Genomic DNA, 26,668 nt, shown 5'->3' on the forward strand with positions numbered 1-26,668 from the left:
ATTACAGGCAAAAACAGCTGTCTTGTGCCACACTTAGTCACGTTATGTTTTTGTTAACCACTCTTCTGGCGAGGAAAGTTCTCGCTGGTGCATAGATGATAAGGAGAATTTAATGAAACTCGTGCACATGGTAAGTGGTTTAGCGGTTGCGGTCGCTCTGGCGGCCTGTGCTGATAAAAGTGCAGATATTCAGACACCTGCGCCAAGCCCTAATACGTCAATTGCTGACACACAGTCTAAAATTCAACAGCCAAATGTTTCTGGTACGGTATGGATCCGCCAGAAAGTGGCCTTGCCACCCGATGCGGTGCTGACCGTCACGCTGTCAGATGCGTCGCTGGCCGATGCACCGTCAAAAGTGCTGTCGCAAAAAGCAGTCCGTACTGAAGGTAAGCAGGCGCCATTCAGCTTTGTATTACCATTTAACCCGGCAGATATTCAGCCTAACGCCCGTATTCTGCTGAGTGCGGCAATTACGGTTAATGACAAACTGGTCTTTATTACTGATACCGTTCAGACGGTCATTAATCAGGGTGGTACGAAAGCCGATCTGACGCTGGTTCCTGTACAGCAAACAGCAGTACCGGTTCAGGCAAGCGGTGGGGCAGCCACCACGGTGCCGTCAACGTCACCAACCCAGGTGAATCCTTCTTCTGCCGTTCCTGCTCCCACGCAGTACTAAGGCAGTCGTAACCCTCTCCGCCTGGAGAGGGTTAGTACACCCAGCGATAGCGCTGTAAATCGATCTGCCCGCTTCCTGAAACCACTATTCCTTCTGCCAGCAACGCCTGACGCTGCCGTTGTAAGTCGGGGCCGGTCAGCGAAATGGCACCATGACGATTAACCACCCGATGCCAGGGCAAAGTGCTGCCTTCGGGGAGACGCTTAAGCACGCCGCCGACCTGGCGCGCAGCGCGCGGCGAACCGGCAAGCCTGGCAACATCGCCATACGTGGTGACGAAACCTTCGGGGATTGACGCGACGATTTGCCAGACGCGTTGGGGGAAAGTGTCTTGTATATCCATTATTTATTCCTGCGCTAATCCTCCAGCATAATGCCGAATGGCGAGGGAGTGAAGCCGCATTGCACAAGAAAACAGCATCCGATGCTGGATGGGTTGCAATTACAGGGTGCAGCAGTGATAATGCGCCTGCGCGTTGGTTAACAACGCTCTCAATGGGGGCTCTGTTGGTTCTCCCGCAACACTACTCTGTTTACCAGGTCAGGTCCGGAAGGAAGCAGCCAAGGCAGATGACGTGTGTGCCGGGATGTAGCTGGCAGGGCCCCCACCCAATTCTGCCGTCCGGCAATTTCCCTTCTTCTTATCTTCTTTTCTTTGTCATCGTATTGTCATTTTATTGTCATCAAATGCTGTCAATGTGTTTCGGGGATGTTATTTGTTGCTTTTGCCGCCGCCATCGCGCTGTAACGACAGGGTCTTACATCCGGTGTGTTTTGGCTGACCACAAGGATTTTCTACGATGTCGACCGCTGTATTGAATGTCAAAATTGATGAGGCGCTAAAAGAAAAGCTTCGCCATTACGCTGAAGTGCATAACGAAAATTTAAGTGTTGCGACGGAAAAACTGCTGCTGATTGCGTTTACCGCCGTTGAAGAGGCAGGAGTCTCCGCTGAGGATATCGATAGCCAGCATACGGAAGAGTCCGTAGTTGAAGCACTGACTCCTAAAGAAATCAAAGCATTGCGCAGACTACTGAAGAAGAAAAAATGAAACAACAACCGCTCTCAACCGCCAGTAATTACGGCGAAGCTTGTGATTTACTACGCTCCGGTTATGTGAAACATGTCCGCCTGAGCTGGAATGTCGGCAGCGATGAGTTCTTCCGTATTGCCTCAGACTGGTGTGATGCTGGGGCAAAAATTAAGAAAGACGGTGAAAATTTCGTGATTTCACTGAAGGGTTTTCCGGTTCCCCCTCAGCGGTAATATCACCGGGACTCTCTCATCCATCCCGGCTTATAAGGGCGAGTCCTTTGACTCGTCGCTTAGATTATTTTGCGTACTTTCCCGCTGCTGGCCTGCAAACGCAGGTTATCCCAAATGGGTTGTAACACCCTGAAGGCGGCACGCGCTGTGTCATCCGGCAACGTGAAAGGCATACGCAAAAAACGATCGAATGCGCCATCAAGCCCAAACCGCGTACCGGTTCCTAATTGAATGCCTACGCTTTCGGCGCGCGTAGCGAATAGCGTTGCCAGCGTATCGGGCAGTTCAACCCAAAAAGAGAGTCCTCCCTGTGGCTGGGTAAACTGCCACTCCGGGAAATGTGCGTTCATCAGGCTTGAGCACAGATCGCGCTGCGATGTGAGTAGCCGTCTTCTGTCAGGAAGAAAGTCGGCGGCGTTATCCAGCAGCCAGCTGGTGGCAAGTTGTTCAAGCACGGGGGAGCCTAAATCGAAGGTGTCGCGGGTTTGTACCAGCGCCGCAATGGTTCGCGCCGACGCCCGGATCCAGCCCAGACGTAATCCCCCCCAAAAGCTTTTCCCGGCCGAACCCAATAGAATGATCGGCGCGTCGCGATTGAATGTGGCAAGCGGCGGCGGCGGCGGGGCGTCATACCACAGGTTCACCATCGTCTCATCGACCACCAGGGTAGTGCGGGTTCGTTCGGTAATATCCGCCACGACCTGGCGAGTTGCAGCGTCCATGCAACGCCCGGTCGGATTGTGAAAGTCCGGCATCAGGTAGGCCATTCTCGGTGCGGTTTGCGCGATGGTGGCGACCAGACCCGCGGTATCCCAACCGTGCTCGGGTAGCGACACGCCGACGGGGCGACAGGATGCGCCTTGAATCGCGGCAATCGCCAGCGGATAAGTGGGGTGATCTACCACTACGCGATCGCCGGGGCCGGTGAGCAAACGCAGGATCAGCGCCAGGCCGCTGACTGCACCATTCACGACCATGATTTCATCGGGCTGCGTCGGGAGCCCGCGATCGCAATAATGCCGGGCGATGGATTCACGTAATACCGACAACCCCTGCGGCAGATACCCGGAGCTCAGCAAATGCTGTGGCATAGCAAACAGCGCCTGCTGGTAAGCCTGATGAATTTCGGGACCGGCACTTAGAGCCGCCGTGGACAAATCAAGTGCTGTGCCGGTACTGGTCCGGGTTGGCACATGGCGAATATGTTCCGGCAGGATCACCCGTGAACCGCTACCATGACGGCTTTCCAGATATCCCTCTTCACGCAGTTGCGCCATAGCGCTGGCGACGGTAGTTCGACTTACTTGCAGGACGACGGCGAGCTCGCGTTCACCCGGTAAGCGGCTATCCAGCGCCAGTCGACCATCGAGAATAAGCAGACGTAACGCTTCTGCCAGCTGTCGCCAGATGGGCGTTCGCGAGGGGCTTTCCAGCCAGTGTCCGAGCAGGCGTTGCAAAGACTGACTTCCATAACGGCGAGATGACATAGCAGTCCACTTTTTGAAAACTGGACATTAATCATAGTGCCAATTGCGGTGAAGATGAAAGTTATCCGAGAGTGAGAGGGGAAAAGCATGCTGCGTCGTTTACTTCAGCTGTTTATCGGGCTGACGCTGTACGGTGTGTCGACGGCGATGTTTGTCCGTGCTGATTTAGGGGCCGATCCGTGGAACGTGTTTCACCTGGGTGTAGCCAATTTATTGTCGATGAATATCGGCGTGGTGATTATTGCCGTTGGCGTGTTGGTGTTGCTGGCGTGGATACCGCTGCGCCAGCGTCCAGGCTTTGGCACGCTGAGCAACGTGATTATGATCGGGCTGGCGGCAGATGCCGCGCTGCTGGTGATTCCTGGATTTGAATCTCTGCTGGCGCGCAGCGGGCTGCTGGTGTCAGCGGTAATATTGAATGCGTTAGCAACCAGCCTGTACATTGGCGCAGGTTTTGGCGCCGGTCCGCGTGATGGTCTGATGACAGGTATCCACGCGCGTACCGGCTGGCCAGTACGACGAATTCGAACCGCAATCGAAGTGTCGGTGCTGCTTATCGGTTGGCTGCTGGGGGGAACCGTGGGGGTTGGTACGGTGCTGTATGCCTTGGCAATCGGGCCGCTCATTCAGCTTTGCCTGCCGTGGTTTCGGCATCAGCCGCAGTCATGTACGCGTATCAGGAATGCACCTGGGGCGCGATCGCCTACTGGCGACTAAACTTAACCTCGACTGACGCGGCCGGAATCGGCTTGCCGCGCAGTACACTTCGGAGGTTTTTCTCATGAAGTATGTTGATGGCTTTGTGGTTGCCGTACCCGCTGAAAACAAGGAGGCGTACATTGCGATGGCGGCAAAAGCAGCTCCGCTTTTCAAGGAGTTCGGTGCATTGCGCATAGTGGAGTGCTGGGCAGATGATGTCCCCGACGGCAAACTGACCGATTTTCGCATGGCTGTGAAAGCACAGGAGCATGAAGAAGTGGTATTCAGCTGGATTGAATACCCTTCCAAAGAGGTCCGCGATGCGGCGAATCAGAAGATGATGTCCGATCCCCGTATGAAGGAGTTCGGTGAATCTATGCCATTTGACGGCAAGCGAATGATCTACGGTGGATTTGCGCCCATTATGGAAGAGTGATGTGACTGGCTGTGCGGCGTGCCGCCAGCCATCTCAACATCAACAGCAATGTTAAAGCCGTTTTTCTGCCCACAGAATAAATTCCGCCTTCGGCAGCGCTTTGCTGTAAAGCCAGCCCTGACCGTACTGCACGCCATGCTGGCGTAGCCAGGCTTCCTGATTCTCGGTTTCGATACCTTCCGCCACCATCTCAAGTTTCAGCGTTTTTGCTATCTCGATGATATGCGGCGTCACGTTGTTGTATTCCAGTGCATCAACGAACGATTTGTCTATCTTCAGGATGTCGACATCCAGATCCTGTAAATAGCTCAGGCTGGAATAGCCGGTGCCAAAGTCATCAATATAGATTGAATGACCTGCCTGACGGTATTTGGCAATAAACGGCGCGCTGTTTTTCGGGTCGGCAAACTCGCGTTCGGTTAGTTCCAGCGCGATTTGCGTAGGCTTAAGTTGCCAGTGGTTCACTTTCTGACTTAACAGAGCAGGAAGCGTTTCGGAGGCCAGATCGGCTGACTCAAGATTGATGGATATATGCTGGTCTGGATGCTGACGCAGCCATTTACCTAAATCTTCAAATGCGCTTTCAATAATCAACCGTGTGAGAGGCTCTGTCAGCCCGGTTTCATGCGCCAGCGCGACGAAAACTTCCGGCGACAGATAGCTTCCGTCGGCCTGCTGCCAGCGAGCCAGCGCCTCTGCTCCAACCACTTTCCCCGTTTTGAGCGAGATAATTGGTTGGTAGTGGACTTTGATGTCCCGATGCTGGATAGCGTCCTGTAATTGGTGATGGGGCGACTGTAAGCGGCGCAAAATACGCAAAACAAAGGCGGCGGTGAGCAAGCCTATAAGAATGCCTGCCGGGAGCCAGATCAGTGCCTGCCGGTGCCAGGTTTTTTGCAATGGCAGGGTAGATGCCCAGGTTACGATCGTAATACCCAACTCAGGAAAGGGGCGGGCGTTATAAATGCTGCCATCTTTTTTAAAATGAGTAATCGATTTTTCTTGCTGTACATGCTGTAAAACGTCCGATGGCAGGTTGGCGCTACTGGCAACAACAACGTTGCGCACGGTGCCAATGATAGTCACTTCAATCGGCCATGAGCCAAAAGGGATGACGTCAATGAAAGAACCCGGATCGACCATCACAACATAATGTTCGCTCCCTAATGCTGCCATAAAGCGCTTGATGCCCAAATCATTTTGCGTGGTAAGCCATGCGCGATATCCATCAGGCGTGACTTTCATTGCGGGTGGAAATGCGTCTGCCTGGCTTCTTTTTTCCAGAGATGAGCATTGCGGAACATTATCTTTGAGGTACAGCACTTCCTGAATATAGCGGTAGCTATAGGACAAACGACGCATTTCCAGCAAATGCTCGTCACTGCAAGGCACCCCCTGAAATGCTTCAATATGGCGTAATGCTTTTTTCGCCTGCTCGCCTACGCGTTCCGTACGTAGTGCGACTCGTGTTGAGAACATGTCGAGTTCATCGATAAATTTCGTTTCGACCTGTCGATGTGCCAGCCACAGGCTTAAACCTACAGGCGCGAGGATGGAAAGGAACAGTACCCCAGTCACCAGGCTTATCAAATGTCGTGTTGTCACAGTGATATCCTTATTTACACAGTGTAGGGAAAGTATATCCGAAACCCCAAAAAGCTATTCGATTGGCATCATATATTTACGGCCATTTATCATCCCGTTTGACTCCCTGTAGCGTAAATCAGGTTGTGGTTTATACAAGAGTGGTGTATTTTAATGGTTATGTTATAACGTATCAAATTGAGGTTGCCATGAAACCGGATATTCATCCTTTTTACCGTACCGTAGTGTTTCACGATACCAGTGCCAATGAATTCTTTAAGGTCGGTTCGACCATCAAGACTGAGCGTGAAATTGAGTTTGAGGGGAAAATGTACCCGTACGTGACCCTCGATATCTCTTCTAAATCACATCCGTACTATACCGGGAAACAAAAAACCTTTGATAATGAAGGTAGTGCAGCACGTTTCCAAAAACGTTTTGGTCATTTTATTGGCGTTAAGCGGGGTTAAAATGCAGGTACTCAATTCACTTCGCAGCGCAAAACAGCGCCATCCTGACTGCCAGATAGTAAAACGCAAAGGGCGTTTGTACGTTATCTGCAAAACGAATCCGCGCTTTAAAGCAGTACAGGGGCGTAAAAAAAGACGTTAGTTTCTTTGCCAGCATTTCAGGGATTAAAGTGCGTTACCTTCGCAGGAACGCACTTTTTTTATCTGTGCTGAGATGCCGTTACTGGCTGGTCTGGGCGCGGGTAAGCGTAAAGATATCGTAAAACGAGAGTTCGCCTTTTCGCGATATCATCTTTTGCAGCTGTGCTTTATGTTCGCTATCCACGGACGGTGAGTGCAGGATAGTATCGATGAGAGAGGAGGGGACAAAGCGAGTGTTGTACCATTCTCCGTTATAGCAAACTCTAAAATCCAGAACGTCGATATCTTCAAAGCGGTATCGTGGCGCAACGTCGAAAAAGAAAAAGCCGTTGAGTACAACGAACAGTACCACCAGCAGCCATACCGAATCGACTAACGTTTCTGACTGTAGCATCACCGCCAACGTGGCAAACCACGCAACATACATGCCGATAAACAGCCCAGGGTGTTTGCGAATAAAGCTGATGCTAAAGCGCGGTTTGTTGTCGCGCTTCTCGCGAATATTTAAGTCGTCGATTGTTTCAGTAAGCAGGCGCTGTATTTCTGTCATCTCTTGCCTTCGTGATATCTGCAAAATTCAGGAGGGATCGCCCTATTTTAAAAGGGGATACCCTTTGAAGAAAGTAACAGATTAACCGCAATTTAGCATAACAGTTACATTTAAGATCACAGCGTTTTGATGATCCTTGCGGGATTGCCCCCAACCACGGTGTTTGCCGGAACGCTTTTAGTGACCACTGCGCCTGATGCCACAACCACGTTATCGCCCAGCGTGACGCCGGGATTGATCACTGCACGGCCACCTATCCAGACATTATTGCCGATAGTCACGGGCTTTCCGAACTCCAGGCCACTGTTGCGCTCGGTAGCATCCAGCGGATGGGTCGCGGTATAGATATGAACGCCTGGTGCCAGCATGCAGTTGTCGCCAATATGAATTGGACAGACGTCGAGCATAACGCAGTCGAAGTTGGCGTAAAAGTCTTTACCAAGATAGATGTTATAACCGTAATCACAACGGAAAGAGGGTTCAATATAGGCTCCCTCACTCTGACCTAACAGATCGTGCAGGATTGCCTGACGCTCATTTTTTTCATCGGGAGCGGTGAGATTGTAGCGATGGATCAACTGACGAGCGCGTAGTCGGTCACTGCGCAGCATTTCATCTGCCGGGCGATAGTATTCGCCGGCGATCATTTTTTGCTTTTCATTACGCATTACGAATTCCCTGTGTACTGAAGGTTATTTCAGCACAGTAAAACGTAATGCAAACAAGGGGAACGTTCCCGCTCCTTTGCTGTGATCATAGTCACGCGATTTGAATTAAATAACCATTGTAAATACGAAAATGGTCAGCCAGACAACGGTACCGCTATACCTGACTTAACCTTGAGTGCAATTAGCGAATGAATTTCCAAACAGAAGTTGGAATCTTGTCGTAAAGCTTATTCATGGTCAATTCAGCAAGGCGATGATCTGCTGCTGAGTAAAATACAGCCAGTTCGTTGTCGGACAATTCATATTTATTTTTTTCAATAACGCGCTCTAGCGTATCAATTGTCTGGCAACGTCGCAGGCGCATCAAATAATCTGTTTTAGTTAATGGTTTATCGGACATAACTCTTACCTATGATTGTAATAATTTTTAACAAGACAAACTAACAGGATTAGCCCTGGTGGCATTGACAAAACAGCGAAACAGTCGATTACCTGACTTCCGCCATTTCTGCAGATCCTGCGTATTAATACCATAACTGCTGAACAACATAAAAGTGTCATCCAGGTATTCATCTATCTGCGCGATCAGCTTATTGTCCTCATTGTACTTAATTTTATAATTAAGTGCGAAGGTTGCAATATGCTCTATCAGTTCATTGAGCTGCAAGCTGGTTGCAGAGGTAGGGTCATTAACCCAGCCATGGTTACTTTGTTCAAGGTTTGCAAGACAGTCATGATACAGAGTTTCGCAGAGAAATTTAAGCTGCGCGATATCATGTCTTTTGGGTGAGTATTCATCCATAACGCATCCCCTTCTTAGTGGCTTAAACTAACCGAACACCTTTCGGGATGGATACAACAACTACCTGGAACTTGCCCGCGACTCCTGATGATTTAACTATAATCTACTCTAAAAAAGATTTCATCGTCATATCACGAAAAATTACAATTATGTAAAATTATGATGCTACGTCATTTTTACATTTTAACAGATAAATGCCGCTATTCGAAATGGGACAATTTCTTTATTCTTCGGGCAATCATCGGGTTATCTTGTTTAGGTTTAGCAACGAAAGGCAACAACCGACAATGTGAACCAGTGGATAGGATTAATCTTAATATTTATTAAAGTAAATAAGAACTCTCGCTGTTTTTTTAAGAATAGCCTTTAAGGCTGCAAGGATTATATCGCTTATTTATCCGATAGAAAATAAACGGAATGGCAATAAGTGATTTTTATGATTTTTCCAGAAAAAAGGCCGCTTGCGCGGCCTTATCTTTAGAGATGTATCAATGATGCTCTACTGAGTGGCTATGCTCAATATCTTCATTTTTGCGGCTAAAGCGGCGGCGTACCACCACAAAGAACACCGGAACAAAGAAGATCGCCAACACGGTTGCCGTCACCATCCCGCCCATTACGCCAGTACCAACGGCGTTCTGTGCACCGGAACCTGCGCCGGAGCTGATGACCAGCGGCATTACGCCCAGAATAAAGGCCAGTGACGTCATCAGGATTGGACGTAAACGCATGCGTACTGCGTCCAGCGTCGCCTCTATCAGACCTTTACCTTCTTTATCCATCAAGTCTTTGGCGAATTCGACGATAAGTATCGCGTTCTTCGCCGACAACCCAATGGTTGTGAGCAGGCCTACCTGGAAGTAAACGTCGTTGGTCAGGCCGCGGAACGTTGCTGCCAGCAATGCACCGATAACACCCAGCGGTACAACCAGCATTACGGAGAACGGAATTGACCAGCTCTCGTACAGCGCTGCCAGACACAAGAACACGACAATCAGTGAAATGGCATACAGGGCAGGGGCCTGGTTGCCGGACAGTCGTTCCTGGTAGGACATACCGGTCCAGTCATAACCGATACCGGATGGCAGTTTGCTGGCCAGTTGCTCCATCATGGCCATGGCTTCACCGGTACTTTTACCCGGAGCGGCCTGGCCTAAGATTTCCATGGACGGCAGACCGTTATAGCGTTCCAGACGCGGTGAACCGTATTCCCAACGTGAGGTAGAGAAGGCGGAGAACGGTACCATCTGTCCATCGCTGCCGCGGACATACCAGTTTCCAATATCTTCCGGCAACATACGGTATTTCGCTTCAGACATGACGTAAACTTTCTTCACACGACCACGGTCGATGAAGTCATTCACGTAGCTTCCGCCCCATGCTGCACCCAGCGTTGTATTAATATCACTAATGGAAACGCCCAGAGCCTGCGCTTTTTCCTGATCGATATCGATCTTGAACTGCGGCGTATCTTCCAGACCGTTAGGACGAACACCGACCAACAGATCAGGATGCTTCGCGACTTCACCAAACAGTTGGTTACGCGCCTGAGTCAGCTTCTCATGGCCCAGACCTGCCTGGTCAATCAACTGGAAGTCAAAACCGGTTGCGGTCCCTAACTCCACAATCGCTGGCAGGTTAAAGGCAAAGACCATCGCGTCTTTGATCTGCGAGAATGCGCCCATTGCACGTTGAGTAATCGCTTCAACTTTGTTCTCTTTACCTGGACGTTCACTCCAGTCTTTCAAAGAGACGAATGCGATACCGGTGTTCTGACCACGACCTGCAAAACCGAAGCCGTTAACGGCAAACACCGATTCAACGTTCGCTTTTTCTTTGGTCAGATAGTAATCCGTCATTTCGTCCAGCACCTTCTGGGTACGCTCTTGCGTTGCACCCGCTGGCAGCTGAGCCATAGACAGGAATACCCCCTGGTCTTCGTCTGGCAGGAACGAACTTGGCAGACGAACGAACAGATAGGCCATGCCCACGACGATGATCAGATACAGCGCCAGATAACGACCGGTGCTGCGCAGAATACCGCCTACGCTATCGGTGTAATGGTGCGTACTCTTATCGAACATGCGGTTAAACCAGCCGAAGAAGCCTTTTTTGCCTTCTCCGTGATCGCCTTTAGCAATCGGTTTGAGCATGGTCGCACACAGGGCAGGGGTCAGAATCAATGCCACCAGTACAGACAACGCCATCGCGGAAACAATGGTGATGGAGAACTGACGGTAAATTGCACCGGTAGACCCCCCGAAGAACGCCATTGGGATAAATACCGCTGACAGTACCATCGCGATACCCACCAGTGCGCCCTGAATCTGGCCCATTGATTTACGCGTTGCTTCCTTCGGCGGTAGTCCTTCCTCAGCCATTACACGTTCAACGTTCTCGACCACAACGATGGCGTCATCCACCAGCAGGCCGATGGCGAGCACCATCCCGAACATCGTCAGGGTGTTTATCGAGAAGCCGAAAATCGCAAGGACGGCAAACGTACCCAAGAGCACCACCGGCACGGCGATAGTCGGAATCAGCGTCGCGCGGAAGTTCTGCAGGAACAGATACATTACCAGGAACACGAGGATGATTGCTTCCGCCAGCGTTTTCACTACTTCGTGAATAGATATTTTCACGAACGGCGTGGTGTCATACGGGTAAACGATCTTCAGACCTGACGGGAAGAACGGTTCCATCTTCTTCAGTTCATCGCGGATAGCGTTTGCTGTATCCAGGGCGTTAGCACCTGTCGCCAGCTTGATACCCAGACCGGATGCCGGTTTACCGTTGAACTTCGCAATGATGTCGTAGTTCTCACCGCCCAGTTCCACTTTCGCCACGTCACGCAGACGAACCTGGGAACCATCCTGATTCACTTTCAGCAGAATTTTGCTGAACTCATCAGCGGAGGTCAGACGGGTTTGCGCGATGATTGACGCGTTAAGCTGCTGGCCTTTCACCGGTGGTGTACCACCTAACTGACCGGCTGCAACCTGGGCGTTCTGCGCTTTGATGGCGCTGATTACATCAACCGGCGTCAGCTGGAAGTTGTTCAGTTTGTTCGGATCCATCCAGATACGCATCGCGTACTGAGAACCGAACAGCTGAACATCACCCACACCTGAAGTACGGCTGATGGCATCCTTCATGTTGGCGCCAACGTAGTCGGAAATATCCTCCTGCGTCATGGTGCCGTTGGTGTTGATAACACCGACAACCATCAGGAAGCTGCTGGATGACTTCTCAACGCTAACCCCTTGTTGCTGTACTTCCTGAGGCAGCAACGGCATGGCCAGCTGCAGTTTGTTCTGCACCTGTACCTGCGCGATATCCGCATCAGTACCAGACTGGAAGGTTAGGGTGATCTGCACGGTACCCGTGGAGTCACTGTTAGAGGACATGTACATCAGGTTATCGATACCGTTCATGTTCTGTTCGATAACCTGCGTAACAGTATCCTGTACTGTTTTGGCATCAGCGCCAGGGTAGGTCGCGGAGATCGTCACTGCTGGCGGTGCAATAGTCGGATATTGCGCTACCGGCAATTTGAGGATCGCGAGCCCCCCTGCCAACATGATGATAATGGCGATCACCCACGCAAATATTGGGCGATCGATAAAGAAATTAGGCATGTCTTAACGGCTCCTGTTTAAGTTAAGACTTGGACTGTTCAGGCTGGCTACCGCTTTGGCCTTGCTGGTTGTTATCAGCGGTGATTTCCTGCGCTTTTACCTGCGCGCCAGGACGTACTTTCTGCAGCCCAGTGACAATCACTCGGTCGCCCGGCTTAAGTCCATCAGTGACTAACCATTTGTCGCCAATCGCTTGTGCCGCGACAATTTGACGAGTTTCAACTTTGTTGTCTGCACCGATAACCAATGCACTGGCATCGCCACGCGGTGTACGGGTAACGCCTTGCTGTGGAACCAGTAATGCCGTTGGGTTAATCCCTTCTTCCAGACGTGCGCGAACGAACATACCCGGCAGTAAGGTGTGATCCGGGTTAGGGAAGATGGCGCGTAACGTAATCGACCCGGTAGTTTGATCAACCGTCACATCAGAAAATTCCAGCGTGCCGGACTGCGGGAATTTAATGCCGTCATTGGTTACCAGTTCGACTTTCGCTTTGCCGTTCTCTTGCTTCAGCGTGCCGTTGGCCAGCTCTTGCTTCAGGCGCAGGAAGTCGTTGCTTGACTGCGTCACGTCCACGTAGATCGGGTCCAACTGTTGAACGGTCGCCAGCGCGGTCGCTTGACCGTTTTGCACCAGAGCACCTTCCGTAACGGATGATTTACCAATGCGGCCGCTGATCGGCGACGTCACTTTGGTATAGGCCAGATTGATGCGTGCAGTTTCTACCGCGGCTTTCGCGGCGACAACGGCGGCGTTTGCCTGCTGTGCGTCTGCCAGCGCGCTATCATAGTCCTGTTGACTGATGTACTTGGTACCCAACAGTTTCTGATAACGTTTAACCGTCAGTTGAGCGATATTTGCTGCGGCTTGTGCTTTGGCCAGATCGCCTTTTGCGCTTTCATAAGCGGCCTGGTAAGTTGCAGGATCAATCTGATAGAGAGATACACCCGCTTCGATATCGCCACCTTCCGTGAAATTACGCTTCAGGATAATACCGCTAACCTGAGGACGAACTTCTGCAATGCGAAACGCACTGGTGCGACCCGGAAGCTCAGTTGTTATCTGTAGAGGTTCAGTTTTGAGCGTAACAACTCCAACCTCTGGCATCTGCTGGCCCCCTTGTTGGGCCTGTTTGTCGTCACATCCTGTTAGCGCTAAGCTGCCTGAGAGCATCAGAACGACTGCCAGAGGCGTTAACCCTCTGTTTTTGTTCATATGTAAACCTCGAGTGTCCGATTTCAAATTGATCAATGGCTTAAAGCCCATAAACCCATTGCTGCGTTTATATTATCGTCGTGCTATGGTACATACATTCACAAATGTATGTAAATCTAACGCCTGTAAATTCACTGACATATGGCACGAAAAACCAAACAACAAGCACAGGAAACACGACAGCATATTCTCGATGTTGCTCTGCATTTGTTTTCGCAACAAGGGGTATCATCCACCTCGCTTGCGGAGATCGCAAAAGCCGCTGGTGTCACGCGCGGCGCAATCTATTGGCATTTCAAAAACAAGTCGGATTTATTCAGTGAAATCTGGGAGCTAGCAAAACCTAACATTGATGAGTTAGAGACTGAGTATCAGGCAAAATTCCCCGACGATCCACTATCAGTATTAAGAGAAATTTTAATTTACGTTCTTGAAGCTACCGTGACAGAAGAACGCCGACGTTTGTTGCTGGAAATTATATTCCACAAATGCGAATTTGTCGGGGAAATGGCCTCTGTTCAGTTAGCTCAACGCCATCTTTGTATTGAAAATTACGATCGTATCGAACAAACATTGCGACACTGTATGGATGCCAATATGCTGCCGGAAAACCTGAACACCCGTCGCGTGGCGGTCCTGTTGCGCAGCTATATTACCGGAATCATAGAAAACTGGTTATTTGCCCCCGAATCGTTTGATCTGAAAAAAGAAGCTCGGGAATACGTCGCTGTGCTGCTGGAGATGTGCCTTATGTGCCCAACTCTGCGGCTTGGCGTGGCGGAAATCCACTAAACGTTTTGGGCCTGTACCAGGAATTCTCCTGGTCGTTTTGCCTGCTGCTATTCTGCCGGTCACAGCCGTGATATTCTTGCCGCTTGACTATTTTCGGTCACTTTTCCGGTTCAGAAACGTTCATTCTCATGACTATGTTGCAGCTCTATAAACGTTCACAGCATCTTATTGCTATTACCATTCTTTTCTTCATTCTCTTGCTATCTTGCCAGTCGTCTGCTTTTGCGCGGGCGCAACAGAGTGGTGAACTGCCGACGAAAGCGGATATTCAGAGCCAACTGGACGCGCTGAGTAAACAAAAAGATCTCTCCGCGCAGGATAAGCTGGTCCAACAGGATCTCATCGATACCATCGCCACGTTGGATAAAATCGATCGCGTGAAAGATGAGACCGTACAGCTTCGCCAGAAAGTTGCCCAGGCACCGGAGAAAATGCGTCAGGCGACGGATGCGTTAAATTCGCTCAGCGATGTCGATAACGACGATGAAACGCGAAAAACGCTGAGTACACTCTCCTTGCGACAGCTTGAGTCGCGCGTGGCACAGGTTTTGGATGACCTGCAAAGTGCGCAAAACGATCTTGCCGCTTACAACAGCCAACTGGTGTCGCTCCAGACGCAGCCAGAGCGTGTGCAGAATGCGATGTACACCGCGTCGCAGCAAATGCAGCAAATTCGTAATCGACTCGATGGCAACAATGTGGGAGAGGCTGCGTTACGCCCCAGCCAGCAGGTGTTGCTGCAGGCACAGCAGGCGCTGCTGAGTGCGCAGATCGACCAACAGCGTAAGAGCCTCGAAGGTAATACTGTTTTGCAGGATACCTTGCAAAAACAACGTGATTACGTAACAGCTAACAGTAACCGGCTTGAACATCAGCTCCAGCTTCTGCAAGAAGCGGTGAACAGCAAACGACTGACGTTAACCGAAAAGACGGCTCAGGAAGCGGTAACGCCGGATGAAGCCGAACGTATTCAGTCAAACCCGTTAGTGAAGCAGGAACTGGACGTTAACCATCAGCTCAGCCAGCGTCTGATTGCCGCGACCGAAAACGGCAACAACCTGATGCAGCAGAATATCAAAGTCAAAAACTGGCTTGACCGCGCGCTGCAATCCGAACGCAATATTAAAGAACAGATCGCCGTCCTGAAAGGCAGTCTGCTGCTGTCGCGTATTCTGTATCAGCAACAACAAACACTGCCGTCGGCGGATGAACTTGCCGATATGACCAACCGGATCGCCGATTTGCGTCTGGAGCAGTTTGAAATCAACCAGCAGCGTGATGCGCTATTCCAGAACGATGCGTTTGTCGCCAAACTGGAAGAAGGGCACAGCAACGAAGTGAATGGTGAAGTCCATGATGCCCTGCTGCAGGTTGTGGATATGCGCCGTGAACTGTTGGATCAGCTGAACAAGCAGCTGGGCAACCAGTTGATGATGGCAATTAACCTGCAAATCAATCAACAGCAGCTAATGAGCGTGTCGAAGAACCTGAAAGGGATCCTCACGCAGCAAATCTTCTGGGTTAATAGTAACCGTCCGATGGACTGGGACTGGATCAAAGCCTTCCCGCAAACGCTAAAAGACCAGTTTAAGTCGATGAAAATCACAGTGAACTGGGAAAAAGCCTGGCCCGCCGTCTTTATTGCGTTCCTGGCGGGGCTGCCACTGCTGCTTATTGCCGGGTTAATCCGCTGGCGTTTGAAATGGTTGAAAGAGTATCAGGCGAAATTAGCCGCCGCAGTAGGGAATCTGCGTAATGACAGTCAGCTCAATACACCAAAAGCGATTCTGATCGATCTGATCCGAGCGTTACCTGCGTGCCTGATTATCCTCGCCTTGGGCCTGATTCTGCTTACCATGCAGTTGAATATCAGCGATCTGCTGTGGGCGTTCAGTAAGAAGATGACAGTCTTCTGGCTGGTGTTTGGTCTGTGCTGGAAGGTGCTGGAAAAAGATGGCGTGGCAATTCGTCATTTTGGTATGCCAGCGAAACAGACAAGCCACTGGCGCCGCCAGATCGTGCGTATTAGCCTGGCGCTGTTACCGCTCAACTTCTGGTCGGTCATTGCTGAGCTGTCGCCGCTTAATTTGATGGACGATGTGCTGGGTCAGGTAGTTATTTTCCTCAACCTGCTGCTGATCGCCTTCCTGGTATGGCCAATGTGTCGTGAAAGCTGGCGCGACAAAGAGTCGCATGGCTTGCGTCTGGTTACCATTACTGTCCTCTCAATTATCCCGATTGCATTAATGGTGCTGACGGCGACAGGGTATTTCTACACCACGTTGCGCCTGGCCGGTCGTTGGATTGAAACGGTCTATCTGGTTATCCTTTGGAACCTGCTGTATCAGACGGTACTGCGTGGATTGAGTGTGGCGGCACGTCGTATCGCCTGGCGCCGTGCCTTAGCGCGTCGTCAGAACCTGGTGAAAGAAGGGGCGGAAGGAGCCGAGCCGCAGGAAGAACCGACCATTGCGCTTGAGCAGGTTAACCAGCAAACGCTGCGTATAACAATGCTGGTGATGGTTGCCCTGTTTGGTATTCTGTTCTGGGCAATTTGGTCCGATCTAATCACCGTGTTCAGTTATCTCGATAGCATTACGCTCTGGCATTACAACGGCACCGAAGCGGGAGCTGCGGTGGTGAAAGACGTCACCATGGGCAGCCTGCTGTTTGCGATTATTGCCTCAATGGTCGCGTGGGCGCTGATCCGTAACTTACCCGGCCTGCTGGAAGTGCTGGTGCTGTCGCGACTGAAGATGCGTCAGGGCGCTTCGTATGCGATCACCACGATCCTTAACTACGCGATCATCGCCATCGGCGCGATGACGGTCTTCGGATCGCTCGGTGTTTCATGGGATAAGCTACAGTGGCTGGCAGCAGCCCTGTCGGTTGGTCTTGGTTTTGGCTTGCAGGAAATCTTCGGTAACTTTGTTTCGGGTCTGATTATTCTGTTTGAACGCCCGGTCCGCATCGGCGATACCGTGACTATCGGTACGTTCTCAGGAACGGTCAGCAAGATCCGTATCCGTGCCACCACTATTACCGACTTCGATCGCAAAGAGGTGATCATCCCGAACAAAGCATTTGTGACGGAGCGTTTGATCAACTGGTCGCTTTCCGATACCACCACGCGTCTGGTGATCCGCATCGGCGTGGCCTACGGTTCGGATCTGGATAAAGTGAAGAAAGTGCTGCTGCAGGCGGCGATGGAACACCCGAAAGTGATGCACGATCCAGAGCCTGCGGTGTTCTTTACCGCCTTCGGTGCCAGCACGCTGGATCATGAACTGCGTTTATACGTGCGTGAACTGCGCGATCGTAGCCACACGGTTGATGAACTGAACCGTGCGGTCGATCGTTTGTGCCGTGAAAACGACATTGATATCGCCTTTAACCAGCTCGAAGTGCATCTGCATAACGCGAAAGGTGATACCGTGACTGAGGTTAAGCGTGACATTATTAAAGGTGATGATCCGACGCCTTCAGTAGGTTAAGTTGCAATCAGGGCGGCATATTTGCCGCCCTGATTGCATTTAGTGCGCCAGCGCGACCAGTTCTTCCTGCGTCAGGCCTGTAAGGTGCGTAATCAGCTCCAGTTCCAGGCCGCGGGCGAGCATTTTTTGTGCGATATTACGCGCTTCAACCTGCCGACCTTCTTCTAACCCTTTTTCCAGCCCTTGTTGTATGCCTTCCACTCTGCCTTTTTCTTCCAACCATTCGGCAATCGTCATCAGCTGTTCCTTGTACTGTGGCGCACTCTGCGCCAGATGGCGGACAAGTACGCCGGGTTCCGTGGTATTTCCTGCTTTAAGCATGTAATTAATCAAAACGTCGATTTGATATTCTGTCAGATGCTCTTGTGTTAAGAGTGTGACCAGTTGATCCAATAGCTCACTCAGATCCCGTCGACGAATATGTTTTTGCAGGAGTTCCAGCATCGCTACCCGTTGATGCTGCAAGATCTGATTATCTGGCATTACGGTCAGGTCTACCAGTGTAAATTCATTGCCGTAAAGCGCTTTCGCAAGCTTTGGTTCGCTAAACAGGTGATGCCAGTTAAGGGTATAAGGCCACGGACTTTCCATACCATGGTAAAACAGGATAGGAACGACCAGAGGTAATGTCTTATGCCCGGCGTTAAGATGGTGTTGCATGGCGGCAATTGCGTAGCGCATCAGGCGAAAGGCCATGAATTTATCGGGCTTACTCTGATGTTCAATCAGTGCGTAAACGTAGCTGGGTCCATGTGTTGTTTGCAGGGAATAGAGGATATCTGAATAGCTGGTATGTAAATCGTCCTCAATAAAGCTGCCTGATTCCAGCGTTAATGTATCCATATCGCATATATTGAGAAATGCTTCAGGCAAATGGATCTGCAAAAAATCTCGGGCAACTTCCTTTTGCGTCAGCATTTGCCGAAAGACCGCGTCGTGGGGTGTGGTGGGGAGTCGTTCCATGATCTGTCCGTTATCGTCGTGATGTTGCGACGACTCTGACACCGAAGCCAATGGCAGACCAGAGGGCAATTAATCAGTTTGCGAGGTGCCTTCCGCAGTTTTAAGTTTGTTTTCATAATCACGCATGACGATCTCCAGCGCGCGTAGCACCGTTCGTGCTGGTAGCTGATTTTCCTCAAGTAAAACAATCAAATCGACGGCCAGTTTGACCTCGTCCGGGGCGTTCTCTAATGACATAAATTCTCCGGGGATTAACGGGTTAAACGCGCCAGCACGTTTTCTATTCTTGCCAGAGCATGGCGACAACGCGCCAGTCGCGCCTCGAATGCTTCTACTTCACGATGCAGTTTTTGCTGTTCTTCAAAGCCGGTAGCCTGAGCCAGACGCTCTTTGCGTTCACGCGTCATTTCAACCAGACGGCGTTCAAATTCCTGATGTTGGACCCGCTTGCGCTGCCAGCGCGCCAGACCTGGAGAAGCGCTGTCCCACTCTCGAAGGGACCAACTGGCGGTTTCACGTGAAATCGCCTCTAACTGTGAGGCAAGGTGTTCCGCAAGCCAGGTGATTTGTGGGAGTTGTTGCTGCTCAACGGCGCGACGCAGGGCAGTAAGATTATCGTCAGCCTCATCCAGACAGGCCTGCAGCAACGTGCTGCGCGTGTGAAACAGATGCCTGTCAAAGCGGGCGCTAAGCGTTGTGTGGTGCGCCAGCGGGGCGCAGTGTTGTCGCAAGCGGTTAAGCTGGTTTTCGAGCGTCTGTAACAGCATGGCGGTTTTCACAACAACACTCCGATGAAAATGAGAACCGTTATGCTAAAGTAGCGATTCTCTGTGTTAAGTACTCATATTATGCAACGCATTATTCTAATCATCATTGGCTGGATAGCGGTAGTGCTAGGTACGCTGGGCGTTGTATTGCCTCTGTTGCCGACGACGCCGTTTATACTGCTGGCTGCCTGGTGTTTTGCCCGCTCATCGCCGCGTTTTCACGACTGGTTGCTTTACCGTTCGTGGTTCGGCGGGTATTTGCGCCACTGGCAAAAACACCGTGCGATGCCGCCGGGAGCAAAACCGCGCGCTATTTTGTTGATCCTGGTGACGTTTGGTATTTCACTGTGGCTGGTCAATATGATGTGGGTACGCGGCCTGCTGCTGGTTATTCTCGCCTGTTTACTGATTTTTATGTGGCGGATCCCGGTGATTGATGAAAAACAACAAAAGCAGTAAAGCGTAATAATCGCTGTTGCAATTGTCTCTCACAGCCAGTAAATTCGACCGTTTTCGAGCACAGGCGCAGGTGGTCAAAGGTTAAGCAAGTGTAACCTTGGCTCTTATATAGACACAAAATCATTCAAGATACGTCGAGGATGAAGTGTTTAGTGCGCCGTGAAGTAATACTGTATTAATCAGGCACAAACTTATGACCGCGACAGCACAGCAGCTTGAGTTTCTCAAAAATAGCATCAAAAGCATCCACGACTACCCAAAACCGGGCATTCTATTTCGTGATGTCACCAGTTTACTGGAAGACCCGAAAGCCTACGCCCTCAGCATTGAATTGCTGGTTGAACGCTACAAAAATGCGGGTATCACTAAAGTGGTTGGCACCGAAGCGCGTGGCTTCCTGTTTGGCGCGCCGGTAGCGTTGGGTCTGGGCGTCGGCTTTGTTCCGGTACGCAAACCCCGTAAGCTTCCGCGTGAAGTTATTGCTGAGACCTATGAGCTGGAGTACGGCACCGATCAGCTGGAAATCCACGTTGATGCCATCAAACCTGGCGATAAAGTGCTGGTTGTGGACGACCTGCTGGCAACTGGCGGCACGATTGAAGCGACCGTAAAGCTGATCCGCCGTCTGGGTGGTGAAGTTACCGATGCTGCTTTTATCATTAACCTGTTTGATCTGGGCGGCGAACAGCGTCTGGAAAAACAGGGGCTTACCTGTTATAGCCTGGTTCCATTCCCGGGCCACTAATTTAGGGCTATCTTTTTTGCCATTTTGGCCCCGGTCAGTGCTCGAAATCCTCACGTACTGCGTGTACGCTCCGGTTTCTGTGCGCTGCCCGAAACCAAACTGACTGCAACGATAACGCCCGAATATAACGTGTCAACCTCGCCGTCGCTGCGAGGTTGTGTTAGCATTATCCCCCTGTGAATCCACCCTCCAGCCTTTCAGAGCCTGCCAATGAGTTATCAGGTCTTAGCCCGAAAATGGCGCCCACAAACCTTTGCTGACGTCGTCGGCCAGGAACATGTGCTGACGGCACTGGCGAACGGCTTGTCGCTAGGGCGTATTCATCATGCTTATTTGTTTTCCGGCACCCGTGGCGTCGGGAAAACCTCTATCGCCCGCTTGCTGGCGAAGGGATTAAACTGTGAAACCGGCATCACCGCCACGCCGTGTGGCGTGTGCGATAACTGCCGGGAAATCGAGCAGGGGCGTTTTGTCGATCTGATTGAAATCGATGCCGCCTCACGCACCAAAGTCGAAGACACCCGTGACCTGCTGGATAACGTCCAGTATGCGCCTGCGCGCGGTCGCTTTAAGGTCTACTTGATCGACGAAGTGCACATGCTGTCGCGCCACAGTTTTAATGCCTTGCTGAAAACGCTCGAAGAGCCGCCCGCGCACGTTAAGTTCCTGCTGGCGACTACCGATCCGCAGAAGCTGCCGGTGACTATCCTGTCGCGCTGTCTGCAATTCCACCTTAAAGCGTTGGATGTCGAACAGATTCGCCATCAGCTTGAGCATATCCTCAAAGAAGAGCATATCGCCCATGAACCACGTGCACTGCAACTGCTGGCTCGCGCCGCGGACGGTAGCCTGCGTGATGCGCTGAGCCTGACCGATCAGGCGATCGCCAGCGGCGATGGTCAGGTCTCGACCGAGGCGGTCAGCACCATGCTCGGCACGCTGGACGACGACCAGGCGCTCTCGCTCGTTGAAGCGGTTGTGGCTGCGGACGGCGAACGCGTTATGGCGCTGGTAAACGACGCCGCCGCGCGCGGTATCGAATGGGAAGCGCTGCTGGTTGAGATGTCGGCTTTGCTGCATCGTATTGCCATGGTTCAGCTTTCGCCTGCCGCGCTCGGCAGCGATATGGCCGCCATTGAACAGCGTATGCGTGAACTGGCGCGAATTGTTCCGCCAACCGATGTGCAGCTTTACTACCAGACTTTGTTAATCGGCCGCAAAGAACTGCCGTATGCACCGGACAGGCGAATGGGCGTCGAAATGACGCTGCTGCGTGCGCTGGCTTTTCATCCGCGCATGCCGCTCCCGGAACCTGAAGTTCCACGACAGTCGTTTGCCCCGGTCGCACCCACGGCGGTGATGACCCCGACGCAGGTGCAGCAGCAGCCCGCGCCTGCACAACAGCAACAGAATGTGCCGCTCTCCGATGCCACCAGTCAGGTGTTGGCGGCGCGTAACCAGCTGCAACGCGCTCAGGGAGCAACCAAAGCAAAAAAGAGTGAACCGGCAGCCGCTTCCCGCGCGCGGCCGGTGAATAATGCTGCGCTGGAAAGACTGGCTTCGGTGTCGGAACGTGTTCAGGCGCGTCCGGCGGTCTCTGCGCTGGAAAAAGCACCGGCGAAGAAAGAAGCGTATCGCTGGAAAGCGACCAATCCTGTTGCAGAAGTTAAAGAAGTCGTTGCCACGCCGAAAGCGCTGAAAAAAGCGCTTGAGCATGAAAAAACGCCGGAACTGGCGGCAAAGCTTGCGGCTGAAGCCATTGAACGCGACCCGTGGGCCGCCCAGGTGAGTCAGCTCTCGCTGCCTAAACTGGTGGAGCAGGTGGCGCTTAATGCGTGGAAAGAAGAGAATGGCAACGTGGTTTGCCTGCACCTGCGTTCCACGCAGCGACACCTTAATTCCAGCGGCGCGCAGCAAAAACTGGCTGAAGCACTGAGTTCCTTAACGGGGTCAACGGTTGAATTGACCATCGTTGAAGATGATAATCCAGCGGTGCGTACGCCGCTGGAGTGGCGTCAGGCCATTTATGAAGAGAAGCTCGCGCAGGCGCGTGAGTCGATTATTGCGGATAATAACATCCAGACGCTGCGTCGTTTTTTCGATGCGGAGCTGGACGAAGAGAGTATTCGCCCCATTTGATCGTGAGCCTAATGGTTTGACGGTCGTCATCCCTTAACGTGATTGAGAGAGAAGCCTATGTTTGGTAAAGGCGGTCTGGGTAACCTGATGAAACAGGCCCAGCAGATGCAAGAAAAAATGCAGCAGATGCAGGAAGAAGTCGCCAAGCTGGAAGTGACCGGCGAATCTGGCGCGGGTCTGGTAAAAGTGACCATTAACGGCGCGCACAACTGCCGTCGCGTGGAGATCGATCCAAGCCTGCTGGAAGACGACAAAGAGATGCTGGAAGACCTGGTTGCTGCGGCATTCAACGACGCGGCGCGTCGCATTGAAGAGACGCAGAAAGAGAAGATGGCCTCTGTTTCCTCCGGAATGCAGCTGCCGCCTGGCTTTAAGATGCCGTTCTGATGCAAACCAGCCCGCTGTTAACTCAGCTTATGGAAGCACTGCGCTGTCTGCCGGGCGTTGGCCCGAAGTCGGCGCAGCGCATGGCGTTCACGCTACTTCAGCGCGATCGCAGCGGCGGGATGCGTCTGGCACAGGCGTTAACGAAGGCAATGTCGGAAATCGGCCATTGTGCCGATTGCCGCACCTTCACAGAGCAAGACGTCTGCAACATTTGCTCGAACCCGCGTCGCCAGGAAAACGGTCAGATTTGTGTGGTGGAGAGTCCGGCGGACATCTACGCCATTGAGCAAACCGGGCAATTTTCCGGACGTTACTTCGTGCTGATGGGACACCTGTCGCCGCTGGACGGTATTGGCCCTGATGATATCGGGCTGGATCGTCTCGAACAGCGACTGGAGTCTGAGCACATCAACGAACTGATCCTGGCGACCAATCCTACGGTCGAAGGAGAGGCGACCGCCAACTATATTGCTGAGCTTTGCATGCAATATGGCGTTGAAGCCAGCCGTATCGCCCATGGCGTTCCGGTAGGCGGCGAGCTGGAAATGGTCGATGGCACTACGCTGTCGCACTCTCTGGCAGGGCGACACAAGATTAAATTCTGAACAAACGGAGGCCGCGACGGCGGCTTCCGCTTGAAATCCTTCCCGCTTGTCCCCATTTCACCCTCAACGTGTTTTTACCATTGAAAATGGCATTGTTGAGGTAGATCTACATGAAAGGACAAGAAACTCGTGGTTTTCAGTCAGAAGTAAAACAACTTCTGCACCTGATGATCCATTCTCTGTATTCCAATAAAGAAATCTTCCTGCGTGAGCTTATCTCTAACGCCTCGGATGCGGCAGACAAGCTGCGTTTCCGCGCCCTGTCTAACCCGGACCTGTATGAAGGCGACGGTGAGCTGCGTGTACGTGTTTCCTTCGATAAAGATAAGCGTACGTTGACCATTGCCGATAACGGCGTGGGGATGAACCGTGATGACGTTATCGATCATCTGGGGACCATTGCGAAATCCGGTACTAAATCTTTCCTCGAATCCATGGGATCCGATCAGGCGAAAGACAGCCAGTTGATCGGCCAGTTCGGGGTGGGTTTCTACTCTGCGTTCATCGTGGCGGACAAAGTCACCGTGCGTACCCGCGCTGCGGGCGATAAGCCGGAAAACGGCGTGTTCTGGGAATCTGCGGGCGAAGGTGAGTACACCGTTGCCGACATCACCAAAGACGATCGCGGCACCGAAATCACCCTGCATCTGCGTGAAGGCGAAGATGAGTTCCTTGATGACTGGCGCGTACGTTCCATCATCAGCAAATATTCCGACCATATCGCGCTGCCGGTAGAGATCGAAAAATCCGAAGAAAAAGACGGCGAGACCGTGGTTTCCTGGGAAAAGATCAACAAAGCGCAGGCGCTGTGGACCCGTAACAAGTCGGAAATCAAAGACGATGAGTACAACGAGTTCTACAAGCATATCGCCCACGACTTCACTGACCCGCTGACCTGGAGCCACAACCGTGTGGAAGGTAAGCAGGAGTACACCAGCCTGCTGTACATCCCGTCCCAGGCTCCGTGGGATATGTGGAACCGCGATCACAAGCATGGTCTGAAACTGTACGTCCAGCGTGTGTTTATTATGGACGACGCCGAGCAGTTCATGCCGAACTACCTGCGCTTTGTGCGCGGTCTGATAGATTCCAACGATCTGCCGCTGAACGTTTCCCGTGAGATCCTGCAGGACAGCACCGTCACCCGTAACCTGCGCAGCGCGCTGACCAAACGCGTACTGCAGATGCTGGAAAAACTGGCGAAAGACGACGCGGAGAAATACCAGACCTTCTGGAAACAGTTCGGCCTGGTACTGAAAGAAGGCCCGGCGGAAGATCACGCCAACCAGGAAACGATCGCTAAGCTGATGCGCTTCGCGTCTACGCACACTGACTCCTCCGCACAGACCGTGTCGCTGGAAGACTACGTGTCGCGGATGAAAGAAGGGCAGGAGAAAATCTACTACATCACCGCAGACAGCTATGCGGCAGCGAAGAGCAGCCCGCACCTGGAACTGCTGCGTAAGAAAGGCATAGAAGTCCTGCTGCTTTCTGACCGCATCGATGAGTGGATGATGAACTACCTGACCGAGTTCGACGGTAAGGCATTCCAGTCTGTTGCCAAAGCTGACGAGTCCATCGACAAGCTGGCGGATGAAGTTGATGAATCGGCAAAAGAAGCGGAAAAAGCGCTGACGCCGTTCGTTGAGCGCGTGAAAACCCTGCTGGGCGACCGCGTGAAAGAAGTGCGTCTGACTCACCGTCTGACCGACACGCCAGCCATCGTCACCACCGATGCGGATGAAATGAGCACCCAGATGGCGAAACTGTTTGCCGCTGCGGGCCAGGCCGTACCGGAAGTGAAATATATCTTTGAACTGAACCCGGACCACGTGCTGGTAAAACGCACGGCGGATACCCAGGACGAAGCGCAGTTCAAAGAATGGGTCGAACTGCTGCTGGATCAGGCGCTGTTTGCTGAGCGCGGCACGCTGGAAGACCCGAACCAGTTCATCCGTCGTATGAACCAGTTGCTGGTGTCCTGATACCCGTAATGTAATGCCGGATGGCGTTAACGCTTATCCGGCCTTGTATTATCCTCTCTGTGCAGAGAGGGCCGGCCAGTTCTCCCTGCCATGCCGTCCGCATGCCGTATCCGGCCTTAGGTTAACAACCTGTATTGTAGATTTATGCAGCGGACTGCCGTTCTCCACAAGTGACAAACCGGACAGTATCATGGACCGGTTTTCCCGGTAATCCGCATTCACAAGGTTGGTCTCACTATGGAACAGGAACTTCATTTTATCGGTATTGACGTCTCTAAAGCCAAGCTGGATGTCGATGTGCTGCGTCCCGATGGCCGTCACCGCAGTAAAAAATTTGCGAACACCCTGAAGGGCCACAATGAACTCCTCCACTGGCTCAACAGCCATAACGTGGCGCCGGCGCATATCTGTATGGAAGCCACCAGTACGTATATGGAAGACGTGGCCGCCCATCTCAGTGATGCCGGATTCACCGTCTCCATCATCAATCCTGCCCTCGGCAAAGCCTTCGCACAGAGCGAGGGGCTGCGCAGCAAAACCGATGCCGTTGATGCCCGCATGCTGGCAGAGTTTTGCCGTCAGAAGCGCCCGGCAGTCTGGGAAGCTCCGCATCCGGTTGAACGGGCGTTACGGGCACTGGTGCTGCGCCATCAGTCACTGACGGATATGCGTACGCAGGAACTGAATCGCCT

General features: G+C 52.0%; 27 protein-coding genes, 1 other RNA gene, 1 pseudogene and 1 other annotated feature. Of the genes and pseudogenes, 17 read left to right on the top strand and 12 right to left on the bottom strand.

Annotation, left to right across the window (positions count from 1 at the left end):
- The first annotated feature begins 112 nt into the window (after positions 1-112).
- Entirely contained in the window at positions 113-682 is a 570-nt protein-coding gene (locus tag OGY17_RS04845) for a YbaY family lipoprotein (protein WP_003021666.1), read from the top strand.
- 31 nt (positions 683-713) lie between these two features.
- On the opposite strand, the pseudogene OGY17_RS04850 reads toward OGY17_RS04845, so the two are convergent.
- Positions 714-1,103: pseudogene (locus tag OGY17_RS04850) on the bottom strand (MGMT family protein).
- An 84-nt stretch (positions 1,104-1,187) separates the two neighbouring features.
- On the opposite strand from OGY17_RS04850, the gene ffs reads away from it, so the two are divergent.
- From ffs to OGY17_RS04865, 3 genes are all read left to right on the top strand, one after another.
- An RNA gene (gene ffs / locus OGY17_RS04855) (signal recognition particle sRNA small type) lies at positions 1,188-1,284 on the top strand.
- Positions 1,285-1,482: 198 nt separating this feature from the next.
- Entirely contained in the window at positions 1,483-1,734 is a 252-nt protein-coding gene (locus tag OGY17_RS04860) for a hypothetical protein (RefSeq protein WP_003831029.1), read from the top strand.
- Positions 1,731-1,949 carry a hypothetical protein gene (locus tag OGY17_RS04865; RefSeq protein ID WP_008783956.1) on the top strand — a complete coding sequence of 73 codons (219 nt, stop codon included), beginning with the start codon at positions 1,731-1,733 and terminating at the stop codon, positions 1,947-1,949. The genes OGY17_RS04860 and OGY17_RS04865 overlap by 4 nt, the downstream gene beginning before the upstream one ends.
- Before the next feature lie 59 nt (positions 1,950-2,008).
- Here OGY17_RS04865 and yczR read toward each other — a convergent pair whose 3' ends face one another.
- Positions 2,009-3,436, bottom strand: a complete 1,428-nt coding sequence (gene yczR / locus OGY17_RS04870) for a MocR-like transcription factor YczR (protein ID WP_111465984.1) — start codon at positions 3,434-3,436, stop codon at positions 2,009-2,011.
- An 87-nt stretch (positions 3,437-3,523) separates the two neighbouring features.
- On the opposite strand from yczR, the gene yczE reads away from it, so the two are divergent.
- Both yczE and OGY17_RS04880 read left to right on the top strand, forming a co-directional pair.
- The gene (gene yczE, locus OGY17_RS04875) at positions 3,524-4,153 is read left to right on the top strand and encodes a membrane protein YczE (RefSeq protein WP_071445860.1); all 630 of its coding nucleotides are present in this window, start codon (positions 3,524-3,526) and stop codon (positions 4,151-4,153) included.
- Between the two features lie 64 nt (positions 4,154-4,217).
- A complete protein-coding gene (locus tag OGY17_RS04880; protein ID WP_048226278.1) occupies positions 4,218-4,571 on the top strand; it encodes a DUF1428 domain-containing protein in 354 nt (117 codons plus the stop codon).
- A gap of 51 nt (positions 4,572-4,622) precedes the next feature.
- Here the strand turns inward: OGY17_RS04880 and pdeB are convergent, their stop codons facing one another.
- On the bottom strand, positions 4,623-6,176 hold the full coding sequence (pdeB, locus tag OGY17_RS04885; RefSeq protein ID WP_286606523.1) for a cyclic di-3',5'-guanosine monophosphate phosphodiesterase PdeB: 1,554 nt from the start codon (positions 6,174-6,176) through the stop codon (positions 4,623-4,625).
- A 188-nt stretch (positions 6,177-6,364) separates the two neighbouring features.
- On the opposite strand from pdeB, the gene OGY17_RS04890 reads away from it, so the two are divergent.
- Positions 6,365-6,625, top strand: a complete 261-nt coding sequence (locus OGY17_RS04890) for a type B 50S ribosomal protein L31 (RefSeq protein WP_008783961.1) — start codon at positions 6,365-6,367, stop codon at positions 6,623-6,625.
- A 1-nt stretch (position 6,626) separates the two neighbouring features.
- Positions 6,627-6,767, top strand: a complete 141-nt coding sequence (gene ykgO, locus OGY17_RS04895; RefSeq protein WP_005125190.1) for a type B 50S ribosomal protein L36 — start codon at positions 6,627-6,629, stop codon at positions 6,765-6,767.
- Positions 6,768-6,845: 78 nt separating this feature from the next.
- Here ykgO and OGY17_RS04900 read toward each other — a convergent pair whose 3' ends face one another.
- From OGY17_RS04900 to acrA, 6 genes are all read right to left on the bottom strand, one after another.
- Positions 6,846-7,316 carry a YlaC family protein gene (locus OGY17_RS04900; RefSeq protein ID WP_060682648.1) on the bottom strand — a complete coding sequence of 157 codons (471 nt, stop codon included), beginning with the start codon at positions 7,314-7,316 and terminating at the stop codon, positions 6,846-6,848.
- A gap of 116 nt (positions 7,317-7,432) precedes the next feature.
- Positions 7,433-7,984 (bottom strand): maltose O-acetyltransferase, encoded by a 552-nt coding sequence (maa, locus tag OGY17_RS04905; protein ID WP_008783963.1) that lies wholly within the window; start codon positions 7,982-7,984, stop codon positions 7,433-7,435.
- 181 nt (positions 7,985-8,165) lie between these two features.
- Positions 8,166-8,384: a hemolysin expression-modulating protein Hha gene (hha, locus tag OGY17_RS04910; protein ID WP_002892050.1), complete on the bottom strand. Its 219-nt coding sequence runs from the start codon at positions 8,382-8,384 to the stop codon at positions 8,166-8,168.
- 27 nt (positions 8,385-8,411) lie between these two features.
- Positions 8,412-8,786, bottom strand: a complete 375-nt coding sequence (gene tomB, locus OGY17_RS04915; protein WP_003021733.1) for an Hha toxicity modulator TomB — start codon at positions 8,784-8,786, stop codon at positions 8,412-8,414.
- A 488-nt stretch (positions 8,787-9,274) separates the two neighbouring features.
- Positions 9,275-12,424, bottom strand: coding sequence for an efflux RND transporter permease AcrB (gene acrB / locus OGY17_RS04920; protein ID WP_008783964.1), 3,150 nt, complete (start codon positions 12,422-12,424; stop codon positions 9,275-9,277).
- A 22-nt stretch (positions 12,425-12,446) separates the two neighbouring features.
- On the bottom strand, positions 12,447-13,640 hold the full coding sequence (gene acrA / locus OGY17_RS04925) for a multidrug efflux RND transporter periplasmic adaptor subunit AcrA (protein ID WP_003831044.1): 1,194 nt from the start codon (positions 13,638-13,640) through the stop codon (positions 12,447-12,449).
- Positions 13,641-13,781: 141 nt separating this feature from the next.
- Here acrA and acrR point away from each other — a divergent pair, with 141 nt between their 5' ends.
- Positions 13,782-14,432 carry a multidrug efflux transporter transcriptional repressor AcrR gene (gene acrR, locus OGY17_RS04930; RefSeq protein ID WP_003831045.1) on the top strand — a complete coding sequence of 217 codons (651 nt, stop codon included), beginning with the start codon at positions 13,782-13,784 and terminating at the stop codon, positions 14,430-14,432.
- Positions 14,433-14,560: 128 nt separating this feature from the next.
- A complete protein-coding gene (gene mscK / locus OGY17_RS04935) occupies positions 14,561-17,926 on the top strand; it encodes a mechanosensitive channel MscK (protein WP_048235963.1) in 3,366 nt (1,121 codons plus the stop codon).
- Positions 17,927-17,965: 39 nt separating this feature from the next.
- Here mscK and OGY17_RS04940 read toward each other — a convergent pair whose 3' ends face one another.
- The 3 genes from OGY17_RS04940 to priC all read right to left on the bottom strand — a co-directional run bounded on the left by OGY17_RS04940 (position 17,966) and on the right by priC (position 19,668).
- Positions 17,966-18,889 (bottom strand): Rpn family recombination-promoting nuclease/putative transposase, encoded by a 924-nt coding sequence (locus tag OGY17_RS04940; RefSeq protein WP_048214781.1) that lies wholly within the window; start codon positions 18,887-18,889, stop codon positions 17,966-17,968.
- 69 nt (positions 18,890-18,958) lie between these two features.
- A complete protein-coding gene (gene rsmS / locus OGY17_RS04945; protein WP_065772037.1) occupies positions 18,959-19,126 on the bottom strand; it encodes a pleiotropic regulatory protein RsmS in 168 nt (55 codons plus the stop codon).
- Between the two features lie 14 nt (positions 19,127-19,140).
- Complete coding sequence (priC, locus tag OGY17_RS04950) at positions 19,141-19,668, bottom strand: primosomal replication protein N'' (RefSeq protein WP_008783968.1); 528 nt, start codon at positions 19,666-19,668, stop codon at positions 19,141-19,143.
- Positions 19,669-19,737: 69 nt separating this feature from the next.
- Between priC and OGY17_RS04955 the strand changes: the two genes are divergently transcribed.
- From OGY17_RS04955 to OGY17_RS04985, 7 genes are all read left to right on the top strand, one after another.
- Positions 19,738-20,115 (top strand): DUF454 family protein, encoded by a 378-nt coding sequence (locus OGY17_RS04955; RefSeq protein ID WP_008783969.1) that lies wholly within the window; start codon positions 19,738-19,740, stop codon positions 20,113-20,115.
- Positions 20,116-20,308: 193 nt separating this feature from the next.
- A complete protein-coding gene (apt, locus tag OGY17_RS04960; RefSeq protein WP_003021759.1) occupies positions 20,309-20,860 on the top strand; it encodes an adenine phosphoribosyltransferase in 552 nt (183 codons plus the stop codon).
- Positions 20,861-21,070: 210 nt separating this feature from the next.
- On the top strand, positions 21,071-22,999 hold the full coding sequence (gene dnaX, locus OGY17_RS04965) for a DNA polymerase III subunit gamma/tau (RefSeq protein WP_032942552.1): 1,929 nt from the start codon (positions 21,071-21,073) through the stop codon (positions 22,997-22,999).
- Positions 22,332-22,396, top strand: a sequence feature (DnaX frameshifting element). Its footprint overlaps the gene before it by 65 nt.
- Before the next feature lie 57 nt (positions 23,000-23,056).
- The gene (locus tag OGY17_RS04970; protein WP_003021764.1) at positions 23,057-23,386 is read left to right on the top strand and encodes a YbaB/EbfC family nucleoid-associated protein; all 330 of its coding nucleotides are present in this window, start codon (positions 23,057-23,059) and stop codon (positions 23,384-23,386) included.
- Positions 23,386-23,991, top strand: a complete 606-nt coding sequence (recR, locus tag OGY17_RS04975) for a recombination mediator RecR (protein WP_032942553.1) — start codon at positions 23,386-23,388, stop codon at positions 23,989-23,991. The genes OGY17_RS04970 and recR overlap by 1 nt, the downstream gene beginning before the upstream one ends.
- A 110-nt stretch (positions 23,992-24,101) precedes the next feature.
- Positions 24,102-25,976 (top strand): molecular chaperone HtpG, encoded by a 1,875-nt coding sequence (htpG, locus tag OGY17_RS04980; protein ID WP_032942554.1) that lies wholly within the window; start codon positions 24,102-24,104, stop codon positions 25,974-25,976.
- Positions 25,977-26,213: 237 nt separating this feature from the next.
- On the top strand, positions 26,214-26,668 hold a 455-nt coding region (locus tag OGY17_RS04985; RefSeq protein ID WP_267445968.1), incomplete at its 3' end, for an IS110 family transposase.

This window comes from Citrobacter sp. Cpo126 (genome assembly GCF_030332445.1).
Taxonomy (GTDB): Bacteria; Pseudomonadota; Gammaproteobacteria; order Enterobacterales; family Enterobacteriaceae; genus Citrobacter; species Citrobacter portucalensis.